The sequence below is a fragment of the Azoarcus sp. KH32C genome (genome assembly GCF_000349945.1).
In the GTDB taxonomy this organism is placed as follows: domain Bacteria; phylum Pseudomonadota; class Gammaproteobacteria; order Burkholderiales; family Rhodocyclaceae; genus Aromatoleum.
The window spans coordinates 3,890,909-3,905,402 of record NC_020516.1; the positions used below are offsets into that span (position 1 = coordinate 3,890,909).

Annotated in this window: 14 protein-coding genes and 1 tRNA gene; 2 read left to right on the plus strand and 13 right to left on the minus strand. The window is 66.4% G+C overall.

Translation table 11 applies throughout. The features are described from left to right. The 11 genes from motD to rlmD form a co-directional block, all read right to left on the minus strand. Entirely contained in the window at nucleotides 1–879 is an 879-nt protein-coding gene (gene motD / locus AZKH_RS17365; protein WP_015437097.1) for a flagellar motor protein MotD, read from the minus strand. A gap of 18 nt (nucleotides 880–897) precedes the next feature. Next, entirely contained in the window at nucleotides 898–1,638 is a 741-nt protein-coding gene (locus AZKH_RS17370; protein WP_015437098.1) for a flagellar motor protein, read from the minus strand. Between the two features lie 25 nt (nucleotides 1,639–1,663). Continuing rightward, nucleotides 1,664–2,440, minus strand: coding sequence for an RNA polymerase sigma factor FliA (locus AZKH_RS17375; protein ID WP_041656335.1), 777 nt, complete (start codon nucleotides 2,438–2,440; stop codon nucleotides 1,664–1,666). A 128-nt stretch (nucleotides 2,441–2,568) separates the two neighbouring features. Further along, nucleotides 2,569–3,378, minus strand: a complete 810-nt coding sequence (locus AZKH_RS17380) for a hypothetical protein (RefSeq protein ID WP_015437100.1) — start codon at nucleotides 3,376–3,378, stop codon at nucleotides 2,569–2,571. 84 nt (nucleotides 3,379–3,462) lie between these two features. Beyond that, the gene (flhF, locus tag AZKH_RS17385) at nucleotides 3,463–5,013 is read right to left on the minus strand and encodes a flagellar biosynthesis protein FlhF (RefSeq protein WP_015437101.1); all 1,551 of its coding nucleotides are present in this window, start codon (nucleotides 5,011–5,013) and stop codon (nucleotides 3,463–3,465) included. 144 nt (nucleotides 5,014–5,157) lie between these two features. Further along, nucleotides 5,158–7,266, minus strand: coding sequence for a flagellar biosynthesis protein FlhA (flhA, locus tag AZKH_RS17390; protein WP_015437102.1), 2,109 nt, complete (start codon nucleotides 7,264–7,266; stop codon nucleotides 5,158–5,160). A 24-nt stretch (nucleotides 7,267–7,290) separates the two neighbouring features. After that, nucleotides 7,291–8,430 (minus strand): flagellar biosynthesis protein FlhB, encoded by a 1,140-nt coding sequence (gene flhB, locus AZKH_RS17395; RefSeq protein ID WP_015437103.1) that lies wholly within the window; start codon nucleotides 8,428–8,430, stop codon nucleotides 7,291–7,293. Nucleotides 8,431–8,574: 144 nt separating this feature from the next. Continuing rightward, entirely contained in the window at nucleotides 8,575–9,033 is a 459-nt protein-coding gene (locus tag AZKH_RS17400) for a DUF192 domain-containing protein (protein ID WP_015437104.1), read from the minus strand. A 58-nt stretch (nucleotides 9,034–9,091) separates the two neighbouring features. Further along, nucleotides 9,092–9,727 carry a pseudouridine synthase gene (locus AZKH_RS17405; RefSeq protein WP_015437105.1) on the minus strand — a complete coding sequence of 212 codons (636 nt, stop codon included), beginning with the start codon at nucleotides 9,725–9,727 and terminating at the stop codon, nucleotides 9,092–9,094. Between the two features lie 109 nt (nucleotides 9,728–9,836). Next, nucleotides 9,837–9,926, minus strand: a tRNA-Ser gene (locus tag AZKH_RS17410). Nucleotides 9,927–9,960: 34 nt separating this feature from the next. Then, nucleotides 9,961–11,265: a 23S rRNA (uracil(1939)-C(5))-methyltransferase RlmD gene (gene rlmD / locus AZKH_RS17415; RefSeq protein WP_015437106.1), complete on the minus strand. Its 1,305-nt coding sequence runs from the start codon at nucleotides 11,263–11,265 to the stop codon at nucleotides 9,961–9,963. 134 nt (nucleotides 11,266–11,399) lie between these two features. Here rlmD and AZKH_RS17420 point away from each other — a divergent pair, with 134 nt between their 5' ends. Beyond that, entirely contained in the window at nucleotides 11,400–11,888 is a 489-nt protein-coding gene (locus AZKH_RS17420) for a hypothetical protein (protein WP_015437107.1), read from the plus strand. 164 nt (nucleotides 11,889–12,052) lie between these two features. Further along, on the plus strand, nucleotides 12,053–12,292 hold the full coding sequence (locus tag AZKH_RS17425; RefSeq protein WP_041656337.1) for a hypothetical protein: 240 nt from the start codon (nucleotides 12,053–12,055) through the stop codon (nucleotides 12,290–12,292). A gap of 118 nt (nucleotides 12,293–12,410) precedes the next feature. Here the strand turns inward: AZKH_RS17425 and bamC are convergent, their stop codons facing one another. Further along, nucleotides 12,411–13,556: an outer membrane protein assembly factor BamC gene (bamC, locus tag AZKH_RS17430; RefSeq protein ID WP_015437108.1), complete on the minus strand. Its 1,146-nt coding sequence runs from the start codon at nucleotides 13,554–13,556 to the stop codon at nucleotides 12,411–12,413. A gap of 23 nt (nucleotides 13,557–13,579) precedes the next feature. Further along, the gene (gene dapA / locus AZKH_RS17435; RefSeq protein ID WP_015437109.1) at nucleotides 13,580–14,458 is read right to left on the minus strand and encodes a 4-hydroxy-tetrahydrodipicolinate synthase; all 879 of its coding nucleotides are present in this window, start codon (nucleotides 14,456–14,458) and stop codon (nucleotides 13,580–13,582) included. Nucleotides 14,459–14,494 lie beyond the last annotated feature (36 nt).

Here is a 14,494-nt window from a genome sequence, read left to right on the forward strand (position 1 = left end):
CTATCTGGGGGCCTCGTTACCGCCGGCTGAAGACGCCGGCGGCGGCGCCTCTCCGGGCAGGATCGAGCGGATCGGATCGCCCTCCCGGATCTGACCGGGCGCCCGCGGCGGACGCTCGCCCGTCATCGATTCGATCAGGATGCCGACGCGCCGGTTGCGCGCCCGCCCCTCCTCGTTGGTGTTGTCAGTCACCGGGCGTTGATCGGCATAGCCCGCGGCCGTGAGCCGCGTGCCAATCACGCCGGACTCGATGAAAAGCCGCACCACCGACGACGCCCGCACGGCCGACAGCTCCCAGTTCGACGCAAAGCGCGTGTTGCTGATCGGGATATTGTCGGTGTGCCCCTCGACGGTGATCGGAAACTCCGCCCGCGCGAGTACCTGCGCCACCGCACGCAGCACCGTCACCGCTGACGGCGCGAGGGTTGCATCGCCCGGCTGGAAGAGGACGCTGGCGTTGATCTCGACCGTGATTCCGCGCGCCCCCTCGGTCACGTGGACCTGCCCGCCACGCGTGAGCGGCTCGAGCACCTTGCGGATATCCTCGGCCATCGTCGTCATGCGCTTCACCTCGGTCTGGCGGCGCACCTCGATCTCTTCGTTGCTGGGCTTGGCCGGCGTTATCGGACGGGTCGGCGTGACGTTCGGCGGCGTCGCGATCACCGGATCGCCCGGTTCGTTGACGGTCACATTACGGAACGCGCTGATCAACGAATCCGACAACACCCGATACTTGCCCTCGTTCACCGAGGACAGAGCATACATCACGACGAAAAACGCGAACAGCAGCGTGATGAAGTCCGCATAGGACACGAGCCAGCGGTCGTGGTTTTCGTGGTTGATTTCGTCGCTCTGGCGGTGCCGGCGATTGCGTCGCATGGCGAGCCTCCTGCCCGATCAGGCCACGTAGCCCTGCATCCGGCTTTCGATGATGCGCGGATTATCGCCGTTGGCGATGCCGACGAGACCGTCGACGAGCATCTCGCGCTGCGACACGGCAGTGGCGATGTGGGCCATGAGCTTCTTCGACATCGGCAGGAAGATGAGGTTGGCCGATCCCACACCGTAGATCGTCGCGACAAAGGCGACCGCGATCCCGGCGCCGAGCTTCGAGGGATCGGAGAGGTTCTCCATCACGTGGATCAGTCCCATCACGGCGCCGAGGATGCCGATCGTCGGCGCATAGCCTCCCGCGGCCTCCCAGATCCGTGCCGCCTGCCGCATCTGCGCGGCCCAGGCGTCGATCTCGACTTCCAGCACCTCACGCAAGCGCTGCGGCTCGACGCCGTCGATCAGCAACTGCAGGCCCTTGCGCACGAAGGGATCGGCAATGCGCGGCAACTGCGCCTCGAGCGAGAGCAGCCCTTCCTTGCGCGCGGTCATGCTCCAGCTCGCCGTCTGGCGGATCAGCTCGACATGCGTCGAGGTCGGCGGCACGAACACCCATTTCGTCATGCGGATGCCTTGGCGGAACACCGGTAGCGGGCTCTGCAGCATCACCGCGCCGAGCGTGCCTCCGATGACGATCAGAAATGCGGTCGGCTGAACGAGCGAGGCGATGTGCCCGCCCTCGATCACCTGTCCGACGAGGATCGCCGCGACCCCGAGGGTGATGCCGATGAGGCTGATCCTGTCCATGGTCCCGATCCCCGGACGGCCCCGTTCAGGCGCCCGCTGCCGGCGTCTTCGGCGGACGTCCGCGACGCGCCCCCGTACCCGAGCCCGGCGCCGGCGTGCCCATCACGCGCGAACGCAGCCGCGCCACGGCCTGGCTATGCAATTGGCACACACGCGACTCCGACACCCCGAGCACCTCTCCGATCTCGCGCAGGTTCAGCTCCTCGTCGTAATACAGCGCCATCATCAGCTTTTCGCGCTCGGGCAGATCGTCGATCGCCTTCACGAGCGCGCTGCGCATGTTGGCCTGTTCGAAGAGGTCGGCCGGATTCGACTCATGTTCGCCGAGATGGCGCTCGAAGTAGTCCTCGCCTTCCTCGTCGGTGAAATCCTCGAAATACACGAGCTGGTGGCCGCGCGCGTCCTGCAGCATGCGTTGGTAATCGGCCAGCGGCATGCCCATGCTTTCGGCGAGCTCGATCTCGGTCGGCGGGCGGCCATTCTGCTGTTCGAGGCTGTGGATGGCGCTTTCGATGCGCCGCATGTCGCGCCGCATGCTGCGCGGCAGCCAGTCATTCTCGCGCAGGCCGTCGAGCATCGCGCCGCGGATGCGCTGCACGGCATAGGTCTCGAACTGCGCACCGAGACCGTCCTCGTAACGGCCGATCGCGTCGAGCAGACCGACCATGCCGTTCTGGATCACGTCGTCGATGTGCACGCTCGCCGGCAGCTTCGCCATCAAGTGGTAAGCGATGCGCTTGACCAACGGAGCGTAGGCCTCCACGAGATGATTCTTGTCGAGATTTCCGTCAGCGTCGTACATCCACTTCGCCTGTATCTTCTTGCGGCCAGAGTTGTGGTTCGGACGATCGGAGAGACCGCCGGACTGCCATTGTCCCGCAGCGGCGATCCCATTGCCAGAAGCTTTGCCAGAAGAATAGGTGAAGGGAATCATGTCCGCGACCCGAGCGCAGCGGCCGCCCGCGGATGGCGCAGCCCGCAGCTCATCAGCCGACGCAGGAAGGCCGCCTCGGCGTCGCGCGGCGAAGCTTCGGTGAACTCGGCATTGAGCCCGCCACCCACATCGTCGCGCTCCACTTCGCCGAGCCACGCGAGCGGCACGCCGACATGGTGCGCAACCAGCCCGTCGAGGCTCGTGAAGAAGGCCTTCGCGTCGGCACGACCGCGCGCACCGGTGACCGCGACGTGGATAGAACCGGCGCCTGCAGCCGCAAGACGCTTGATGACCTGGTAGGCCTCCGTCGCCCCCCGGTGGCTCGCCTCCGCGACGACCAGGCGGCGGGGCGCGGCGAAGATGAAGGGCGAAGGATCGCCCGCCGCTTCGTAATCGGAATGCACGAGGATGAAGCTCGCCGGCCGCATCAGCGCACGCAGCGCCTGCAGCAGCGTTTCGCGCCGCTCGCCGTCGAGGAGCGGCAACGCGAGCGCAGCCGCCGCCACCGGCACGCGGCCGAGCAACCCGGGCAGGGCCTGGACGAGATCGCGCGGCTGCACGCCCGCGCCGAGCACGCCCAGCAGATCGCTGCCCGGCTGCTCACCCACGAGATGCGCAAGCGAGCGCTCGCCGCGCACCTCATCGAGCATCAGCACGCGCTCGCGATGACCGGCGATGCGATGCGCCGCACGCAGCGCGATCTGGGCTGGATTGCGCCCGGCCGCATACAGCGCCACCACCACCGGCGGCGCCCGCCGGAAAAGCCGACGCAGGCCGGCTGCCTGGTCTTCGTGCGGGTCGATCATGTCAGGTCTCCCGCCGGGCAGCCCCAAGGGAGTCCTGCGCCCCCTCGGGGGGCAGCGAAAGAAGTGAGCGTGGGGGCAGTCATCTCAGGCTCCGCCGGCCGCGAGCATCAACGCCGCCTCGTCCCCGCGCAGCTTCCACGGCGAATCGGCCGCCTGCACGCGCAGCGCGCGGTGCAGCAGATACGCCCGATTCGGAAGATGCAGATCCTCCGGCACCCGCTGGCCGTTCGCGACATAGAACACGTCGAGCTGGCTGCTCACGGCCACGTCGAGCGCCGGCGCGAGGGACGCGGCTTCGTCGACCTTGGTCAGGATGCAGCCGGCGAGATCCGGTCCGCGGTAGGCACGCACGACGTCGGCCAGCGTGTCGCCGCGGCAGGTGGAATTGAGCAGCAGCAGGCGACGCACGTTACCCGCGCCGGACAGCAGGGCCGCCTGCTCGGCGACCATGCGGTCGCGCTGGCTCATGCCCATCGTATCGATCAGCACGATGTGGCGATTGCGCAGCTCGGCGAGCGTCTGGCGCAGATCGGACGCGTCGCGCACCGAGAACACCGGCACGCCGAGGATCCGGCCGTAGATGCGGAGCTGTTCCTGGGCGCCGATCCGGTAGCCGTCGGTCGTGATCAGCGCGACCTTCTCGGCACCATGGCGCACGACGCAGCGTGCGGCAAGCTTGGCCGTGGTCGTCGTCTTGCCGACTCCGGTCGGGCCCACGAGCGCGTAGACGCCGCCGCGGTCGATGATGTCGGCGTCGGAAGCGATCGCGCCCAGACCGCGGGCGAGCGCATTCTTGACCGCGGCACGCGCCTCTTCGGGCGTCGCGTCTTCGGCGACGGATTCGGCCAGGCGGCGCGCGAGCACGCCGGAGAAACCGGCTTCAAGGAGCTCGCCGACGATCTCGGCACGGGCCGGGGCCTTGCGCCGCGTCTCGCCCCACGCAAAACCCGCGAGCTGACGTTCGATCATCGCGCGGATGCCGGCGAGTTCGCCCATCAGCTGGGCGTTCGCTTCCTGCAATGCGCGCACGCGCTCGTCTTCAGCCGCAGGGGCAGAAGCCCGCGCAGCGGCTTCGGCAACCGGCTGCGGCGCCACGGGCTGAACCTTGCGGGCCGCGGGTGCCGGCGCGAACTCGCGCTGCGATGCGGGCATTTCGGGCATCGGGGCTTCCGGCATCGCCCAGTCGTCCGCAGCGTATTCCGCCGCGTAGCGGTCTTCGATCTCGGCCTCGCGCCGACGCATCACGTAGTCGGCGGTCTCGACGCGCGGCGGGTTGAACGGGCGGATCACCGGCGCCTTGCGCGGCGGCGGCGAGGGGGGCGAGAGCGGCTGCGCGGGCGCGGAGCGGCCCGACAGGCTCACCTGGAAGTCGTCATCGTCGAAGTCGAGCATCGCCGGCCGGCTGGACGCGGGCGGCGGCGCCGGACGGCGCTCCATCGCGGGCTGCGGCGCAACCGGCGCGGCTGGCCTCGCAGCGCCCGGCAGCGAACCGACCTCGTCGGCGGGCAGCGCAAGGATCTCGACTCCCCCTTCGACCGCGCGGTTCGACAACACGATCGCATCGGCACCGAGTTCGGCCTTCAGGGCACGCAGAGCCTCACGGGCGGTTTGGGCGAAATAGCGCTTGACGTTCATTTTGACTCTCCCGACTGCTACGCATCTCGCGCAGCATGGAGCCGATTATGGACGGCGAGGCTCGACTCGATAGCGTGGAATAAACCGGGTTTCCCCCCGCTAATCCGCCGCCGGCGAGATCTGGCGTTCAGGCCGGAACGAGGCTCAGCGCCCTGCTCCGCCGACCATCGCGCTCACGCGGATCGTGCGGGTTTCCGGCACTTCGGAGTTCGCGATCACCTTCAGCGAGGGTACGGCACGGCGCAGGAAGCGCGACAGCAGCCAGCGCAGTTGCGGCGGCACGAGCAGCACCGGCGGCAGGCCGATGTCCTCCTGGCGCTGCGAGGTTTCCGCGACGTGGCGCAGCAGTCCGTCGGCGAGACTCGGCTCGATCACCGCGCCCTCGCCGCCGCCGGAGGTCATCGCCTGCATCAGGATGCGTTCGAGCGTCGGATCCAGTGCCATCACCTGAACGTCGGAATTGCCCGGGAACAGGCTCTGCACGATCGCGCGACCGAGCGCCTGGCGCACGCGCGTCGTGAGCTCGATCGGGTCCTGCACGCGCGGCGCGTTTTCCGCCAGCACCTCGATGATCGTGCGCATGTCGCGGATATTGACGCCTTCGTCGAGCAAGTTCTGCAGCACGCGCTGCACCGCGGACACCGACAGCAACGCGGGCACGAGGTCCTCGACGAGCTTCGGCGTGGTCTTGCTGATGTGGTCGAGCAGCGCCTGCGTCTCCTGGCGGCCCAGCAACTCGGAGGCGTGCGTCAGGATCAGGTTGTTGAGATGCGTCGCGACGACCGTGCTCGCATCGACGACCGTGTAGCCGAGCGCATGCGCCTGCTCCCGCTGCGAGGCGTCGATCCAGAAGGCCGGCAGATTGAAGGCAGGATCGCGCGTCTCGCGCCCGGCGAGCGGCCCGCTGACCCGCCCCGGGTTGATCGCGAGATACTGCCCGGGATAGGCCTCACCGCTGCCGATTTCGACCCCCTTCAATGCGATGCGGTAGGCGTTCGGCTTCAGTTCGAGGTTGTCGCGGATATGCACCGGCGCCGACAGGAAGCCGACCTCCTGCGCGAACTTCTTGCGCAGACCGCGGATGCGCTTCAAGAGCTCCCCGTCCTGCCCCTTGTCGACCATGGGGATCAGCCGGTAGCCGACTTCGAGCCCCAGCACGTCGACCGGCGCGACATCGTTCCAGCTCGCCTCCAACGACTCCGCTGCCGGCTGTGCGGCTGCGGCGGCGGGCTTCGCGCGCGCGGCTGCCTCGGCCTCCTGCCGCTCGATCCCGATCCGCCGCCACGCGAGCCAGCCCAGCGCACTCGCGATCAGGATGAACACCAGGTTCGGCATCCCCGGGATCAGGCCCAGCACGCCGATGATCGCCGCAGTGAGCATCAGGACGCGCGGATTCGAGAACACCTGCGTGATGACCAGGCCGCCGACATCGGCCTCGTCGCCGACACGCGACACGACGAGGCCCGCCGCCACCGAGATGATCAGCGCCGGAATCTGCGCGACGAGACCGTCGCCGATTGTCAGCAGCGTATAAGTATTGACCGCGACGCCAGCCTCCATGTCGTGCTGCACGATGCCGACCAGCAGCCCGCCGACGATGTTGATCAGCAGGATCAGGATGCCCGCGACCGCGTCGCCGCGGACGAACTTCGACGCACCGTCCATTGCGCCGTAGAACTCGGATTCCTGCGCGACCTCTTTGCGTCGCTGCTTCGCCGCCGCCTCATCGATCAGCCCGGCGTTCAGGTCGGCGTCGATCGCCATCTGCTTGCCCGGCATCGCATCCAAAGTGAAACGCGCGGCCACTTCCGCGATCCGCCCGGCGCCCTTCGTCACGACGACGAAGTTGATCACGACGAGGATCACGAAAACCACGATACCGATCGCCGTGTTGCCGCCGACGAGGAAGTGCCCGAAGGCCTCGATCACCTTGCCGGCCGCGTCGGGCCCGGTGTGGCCTTCGAGCAGCACGATCCGCGTCGAGGCGACGTTCAGCGCAAGCCGCAGCAGCGTCGTCACCAGCAGGACAGTCGGAAACACCGAGAACTCGAGCGGGCGACGCGTGTACATCGACACCAGCATCACCATCACCGCGATCGCGATGTTGAACGTGAAGAACACGTCCAGCACGAAGGCCGGCAAGGGCAGCACCATCATGGACAGCACCATGATGATGAAGATCGGCGCACCGAGCATCCGCACGTTCGTCGGCGTCAGCAGCATCCGCAGGTTCAGGGTCTCGTTCGTCGCCATCTGTTACGTCCTTTCCGCGCCCGCTCAGTCGGGCGAGCCCGGATCCATGTCCTCAGGCACCGGCAGTGTCGCCGGCGCCACGGGCGGCAAGCCCCCCTTCGCCAACCAGTGGTTCAACTGGTAGACGTAGGCCATCACTTCGGCCACCGCCGTGTACAGCGCCCCCGGCACCGCGTGCTCCAGCTCGCAGTGCTTGTACAGCGCACGCGCCAGCGGCGGCGCCTCCAGCAACGGTACCTTGTGTTCCTTCGCGAGCTCGCGGATCTTCAGCGCCAACTCGCCGCGCCCCTTCGCGACCACGATCGGCGCCCGCATCTTCTGCGCGTCGTACTTCAGCGCCACCGAGAAGTGGGTCGGGTTGGTCACGACCACGTCCGCCTTCGGCACCTGCGCCATCATCCGGCGCCGCGCCATCTCGCGCTGCATGCCGCGGATACGCGCCTTGACATGCGGATCGCCTTCCTGTTCCTTGCTCTCGCGCTTGACCTCTTCCTTCGTCATGCGCAGGCGCTTGTTGTACTGCCAGAGCTGGAAGGGCACGTCGACCAGCGCGAGGATCGCCAGCCCCATGATGATCAGCAGCGCCGACATCAGCACCGTGTGGAGGAAGTCCGGTACCGCGCTCTCGATGGCCTCCCCCATCAGCGTGAAGATGTGCTCGCGCTCGCGCCAGACGGCATATGCACCGACGACCCCGACGATGCCCGTCTTCATCAGCGACTTCACCAGCTCGGCGACGCCGTGCATCGAAAACATCCGCGCGAAGCCCTGCACCGGATCCATGCGCTCGAACTTGAAGCTCAGCACGTTGGGCGAGAACACGAAGCCGCCCATCAGGATCGGTGCTGCGATCGCCGACACCATCAGGATGGCGAAGAGCGGCGTCATCGTCATGAGCGTATCCATGAACAACCCGAGCACGCCTTCGAGCATCTTGTTCTGATCGACGAGCTTGACGCGCTCGATGTGGAAACCCTCGCGCAACATCCCGAGCATGCGGCCCGACATCCACCCGCCCATGACCCACAGGCCGGCGACACCCGCCAGCAGCACGAGGAAGGTCGACAGCTCGCGCGACTGCGGAACCTGCCCTTCCTCGCGGGCCTGCTCCAGCCGTCGTGCAGATGGCTGTTCTGTCTTCTCTAGATCGCTGTCGTCGGCCATTGCCGCGCCCCTGCCTGCCTCGTGCCGACCGCCCGCTCAATGCGGACGAACCCCGACACAGGGCAATTATCGCCGGCAGGCGGCAAGCACTGCCGGTCGATAAGCGACCGGAAAAGCCCTCAATTCAGGAAATGGAAACGGCGCTCAGCGCCCGGCGGGAAGCTTGTCGATGCCGCGGATCTTGTCGCCGGCGCGCACGCCGCGCCCCGCGAACCAACCCTCGTTCATTTCGAGCGCGAAGCGCGCGGGGCCGGCCGCGCAGTGACTGTCCAGGGTCTGCGGCTTCATGTCCTCGATGTTGAGGATGCGCCCCTCGCGATCAAGGAAAGCAACCGACAGCGGAAGCAGCGTGTTCTTCATCCACATGCAGTGCCGCGCGTCTTCGGTGAAGACGAAGACCATGCCGTGCTGCGCCGGCATCATCGGGCGATTCATCAGCCCGATCTGGCGGGTCATGTCCGTGTGCGCCAGTTCCGCCTCGATGCGGTACATCCCCGCCCCAAGTTCGACCACCGGCAAATCCGCCCGCGCCGCCGGCACGACGCACATCGACCCGATGGCCAGGACTGCTGCGGCGCAAGCGCCCACTGCGCGGAACTTCATGGATGCATCACCCGGAATGGCTGGAGCGCGCAATTCTACTCCCGCCGCACGGGCCGTGCTAAGGGCGACGACCACGCGGCCCGGCAGGCCGCGGCCTGCGTCCCACACCTGTCGGCGGTCCCGGACGCTGCCCCGCCGCCACTGCCGGCATCGCAATCTCTTCGCTGCGCCACTGCCCCGGGAGCAGACCGCCCAGCGACCAGTCGCCGATGCGCACCCGGATCAGGCGCAAGGTCGGGAACCCCGCCTTCGCCGTCATCCGCCGCACCTGGCGATTCTTCCCTTCGCGCAGCACGATCTCGACCCAGCTCGTCGGCACGCTCTTGCGAAAGCGCACCGGCGGATCGCGCGGCCACAACCAGTCCGGCTCCGAAATACACCGCGCCTCGCACGGGCGCGTGACGAAATCCCCCAAGTCCAGCCCGCCACGCAGCCGCGCCAGCGCCGCCTCGTCCGGCTCTCCCTCGACCTGCACGACATAGGTCTTCGGCAACTTGTGCCGCGGATCGGTGATCCGATGCTGCAACCCGCCGTCGTCGGTGAGCAGCAGCAAGCCCTCGCTGTCCGTGTCCAGCCGGCCGGCGGCATACACGCCCGGCACCGCGACGAAATCCTTCAGCGTCGGCCGCCCCGGCTCCCCGGAAAACTGGCAGATCACCCCGTAAGGCTTGTTCAGAAGAATCAGGCGGGACATTTTTGGTAGGGGAGCCTCGCGAGCGACAACAGTCCGCCGTTATGCGCCCTTGACGGCCCCGTGTAGCCATGAAAAACGCGCCTTGCGGCGCGTCTCTGTCTTGACGTCTTGGCGGAGGCGGTGAGATTCGAACTCACGGATGGCTTTCACCATCGCCGGTTTTCAAGACCGGTGCATTCAACCGCTCTGCCACACCTCCGGGAGCGCGGAGTATACCACCAGCACGCCGCGCGTCAGCCCCGTTCGAACAGCGCTATCGACTCGACATGCGAAGTCTGCGGGAACATGTTCGCGATGCCCGCGCCCTTCAGCACGTAGCCCTTCTCGCGCACCAGCACAGCGGCATCGCGCGCAAGCGTCGCCGGGTTGCATGACACATACACGATGCGCGGTGGCATCTGCGCCTCGCTCAATGCCTTGACGACCGCGATCGCCCCCTCGCGCGGCGGATCGATCAGCAGCTTGTCGAGCCGGCCCAGCGCCGCGAGGCTGTCCTCGGTCGCCTCGAAGAGATTCGCGGCGTGGAATTCGCAGCGCTCCGCGAGGCCGTTTCGCCGCGCATTCTCCCGCGCGCGCGCGACCAGCGCTTCGCTCCCCTCGACCCCGACCATCGTCGCCCCCCGGCTCGCGATCGGCAGGCTGAAATTGCCCAGTCCGCAGAACAGATCGGCGATCCGCTCGCCCGGCTGCGGGTCGAGCAGTTGCATCGACCGCCGGATCAGCAGTCGGTTGATATCCACGTTGACCTGGGTGAAGTCCGTCGGCAGGAAATCCATCGTCACGCCGAATTCCGGCAGCGTGTACGCCAGCCCCGGCCCCTTCTTCGGATGCAGCGGACGGGCACTCGCCGGATTGGTCCCGGGCTGCTGCCAGACCTGGACGCCCCACTGGTCGGCGAATGCCGCGAGGCGCCGCTCATCGTCCGGTTTAAAGGGCAGCAAATTGCGGAAGACCAGCACCGTCGCAGTGTCGGCCACGGCGATTTCGATCTGAGGCAAACGGTCGGAAATCGACAGTCCGGCGATCAGTTCATGCAAGGCCGGCAGCATCGCCGAAATGCCCGGCGGAAGGACCGGACAGGTCCGCATGTCCGCAATGTAGCTGCTGCGCCGTTCGTGAAAGCCGACCAGCACACCGCCCTTCGACGGCACCAGCCGCACGCCGATCCGTGCCCGGTAGCGATAGCCCCAGGCCGGCCCGTGGATCGCCGGATAGATGATGTCGGCCTTGACCTTGCCGACGTGCCACAGAGCGTTCTCCAGCACCCGCTGCTTCGTCGCCACCTGCGCCACGGAGTCCAGATGCTGCATGGAACAGCCGCCGCAGACGCCATAGTGAGGACACTTGGGCGCGACCCGCTGTGCGCTCGCCTTGAGGATGCGGGTCACGTCCGCAAGCTCGTAGGACGGACGCTGCCGGTGGACGACATACTCCACCCGTTCGCCCAGCAAGGCACCGTCGACGAAGACGACCTTCCCCTCGACGTGTGTGACGCCGCGACCCTCGTGGTCCAGCGATTCAATGACTGCGACAGGCATGAAACTCGCGCCCAAAAGAGCGCGATTTTACCGCTCGCCACGGCACTTTACATGGTGGCGCCTATAATTTGCTGGGGCTCCGAGTCAGCCTTCGAGACCCAAAGTTTGCCCGGATATGCAAAGCGACCACCATCATGGACCATCCTTCGGAATCGACTTTTGACACCCATGCGGCATACCGCCAGGCAGTAACAGAGGCGCTCACTCTGGCCGGCCAGACGATCATCATCTTCGACCCCGACCTCGGGGAATGCGGATTCGAAGCCCCGGGCACGCTCGCGCTCCTCGAAGCCGCCTGCCAGAAATCCCCGCGCAGCGATGCCTTGCGCATCGTGGTGCACGACCCTGGCTTCATCGAGCGGGATTGCCCACGGCTGCAGCGCTTTCTTTCGAACTACGCCCACCGTGCGAGCCTGCGCATCAGCGATCCGGGATCGCGCAACTGGACGCAGCCCTTCATCGTCGTCGACAGCGAGCACCTCGTCACACGCTTTCATCCGGCATTGCCTCGCGGAAAGGCCTGCTTCGCGATGCCAAGGTCCACCGCCAGCCTCTGCATACAATTTGAAACAATGTGGTTGCGCGCCGAAAATCATGCAACGGGCGCCCCGCTTGGACTCTAGGCCCGACCGACCTCAAAGGCTGCACATATTGCATTGCACCAAAAATTTGTCGGAACATGGGATAGACTGCTAAACTTTCTTCCGAGATCTGCCGGCGCCCCAGAAAGGCCTTGCTGGCCGGTTGCGTTCCACTGCTCTGCATTCAACAAAAAAGGATTCCCACGATGAAACAGTCGCTCCTCGTTGCCTCCCTGATCGCTCTCGCCGTCGCCGCTTGCGGCAAGAAGGAAGAAGCTGCTGCTCCGGCGCCCGCTCCGGCCGCCACCGCTCCGGCTGCTCCCGCCGCCGCTCCTGAAGCTGCCAAGGAAGCTGCTGCCGCTCCGGCCGAAGCTGCCAAGGAAGCCGCTCCCGCCGCTGCCCCGGCTGCTGCTGCCGAGCCCGCCAAGGAAGGCGCCGCGAAGTAATTCGCGATCAGCGCAACAAAAAAAGCCGGCATATGCCGGCTTTTTTTTGTCCCTGCTGCGCGCGATGCGGCAGGAATCCTGATCGCGGACCGCGCGGTGACGCGGCCCGCTATAACGATCAGCGCAACTGCTGCTGCAACAGTCCGAGGATCTTGCGCGCGGTATCCGAGCTGTCTTCCCCACCCTCGCGGGTCAACACGCTGACAACCGAGTTGTTGCCATCGCCCTTAACGCTCAGGCGATACTCGCTGCCGGTACCGAGCTTCTTCTCGTCGCTGCGCCAGAACGCCAGCTTCGACAGGATGCTTTCCGACTTCTTCGACAGCACATCGGCCTCCGGATCGACATAACGCACGAAGTACAGGCCCTTCGAGCGATCCCGGTCCTCGACCGTGAACCCGACGCGGTCGAGCGCGAGGCCGACGCGCCGCCAAGCGCGGTCGAAAGTCTCGTCGATCGTCAGCGACACCTTGCCACCCTGCGTCGTCAGCGCCGCCCGCTCGGCCGCCGGCGCGGCCGCGACGATCGCCGCAGCACGCTCTTCGGTTGCGCCCAGCCGCACCATCAGGCGACGGAGCATCTCGGCTTCGAGTTCGGGATCGGCAGGGCGCGGCTGCCACACGGTCGAATCCTTCGCCTCGTTCGGGTAGATCTCCATCATGCCACGGTGGCTGATGTAGATCTCGACCGTGTTCGCATCCTTGCCCTGCTCGAGACGGGTCCGGAACTTGTCGCGCTCGGGCGTCGAGAACAGGCCGTCGAGCACCTTGCCGATCGTCGAACGGACAAAGTCCTGCGGAATCTTGGCGCGATCTTCGGCCCAGTCCGTCTCCATCACGCCGATTTCCGGGCGCTCGACATTCAGGACGAAGCCCAGCTCGAGCCAGAAATCCTTGACCTGCGGCCACAACGCGTCGGCCGAGCCCGGCACGACCAACCAACGCTGCGAGCCGGCACGCTCGATGCGCATGCGCTCGACTGCCGGCAACACCTGGGCGGACGTCGATGTCGTCGTCTGCGGCTTGCCTGCACGGTCGTTCATGTAGGCCGAATAGGTGGCGGTGCCTTGCGGCGACACGTCCGGCACAGCATACCGGTCATCGCGCGTCGGCGCGGTCAGATCGGGCGGGATCTCGAGTTGCGGCACCTGACGAGCGCCGCTCTTGTAATCGATCTTCTTCGACTCCAGCAGGGAACCGGAACATCCGGTCAACGCAACGGCCAATGCAAGCAAAGAAGCAGAAGTACGCACGCTACGATTCATGAGATTCAGAAAATCCTTGGTAATCAGAAATTCACGCCTGCCTGACGCATCGCATTGCGCACGCGTTCACGCATGCCGTCGGACAGAGGCGTGAGCGGCAGACGAATACCGCCCTTGATCTTGCCCATCTGCTGCACGGCCCACTTGACGGGAATCGGGTTGGCTTCGCAGAACAGCTCGCGATGCAGGCCGACCAGGCGTGCATTGATCTCGCGCGCCTTGATCGCATCGCCGGCCAGTGCGGCAGCGCACATTTCGTGCATCGCCCGCGGGGCGACGTTCGCGGTGACCGAGATCGTACCGTGTCCGCCCAACAGGATGAACGCGGCGGCGGTCATGTCGTCGCCGGTGTAGAGCGCGAAGTCCTTCGGTGCGCGCGCGAACAGGTCGCAGGCGCGGTCGATGCTGCCGGTCGCGTCCTTGATGCCGATGATGTTGGGCACCTGCGCGAGGCGCAGCGCCGTGTCGTTCGACATGTCTGCGACGGTGCGGCCGGGCACGTTGTAGAGGATCACCGGAAGTTCGACCGCTTCCGCAATCGTGCGAAAATGGCGATACAGCCCTTCCTGCGTCGGCTTGTTGTAGTACGGGACCACCGACAATTGCGCCACCGCGCCCGCTTCCTGCGCGAATTTTGCGAGTTCGATCGCCTCGTTGGTCGAATTCGCACCCGCACCCGCGATCACCGGGATGCGCCCGGCCGCGTGCTCGACCGAGACGCGGATCAGCTCGCAATGCTCTTCGACGTTGACCGTGGGCGACTCACCGGTGGTGCCGACGATGACGATAGCGTCGGTGCCCTCGGCCACGTGGAAGTCGATCAGTGAACGAAGGCTTTGAAAATCCAGGCTGCCATCCTCGTTCATCGGGGTGACGATGGCGACAATCGAACCGGTAATCATGGGAGGGGGCCGAAAGATAAAAGATTCATTCTACCT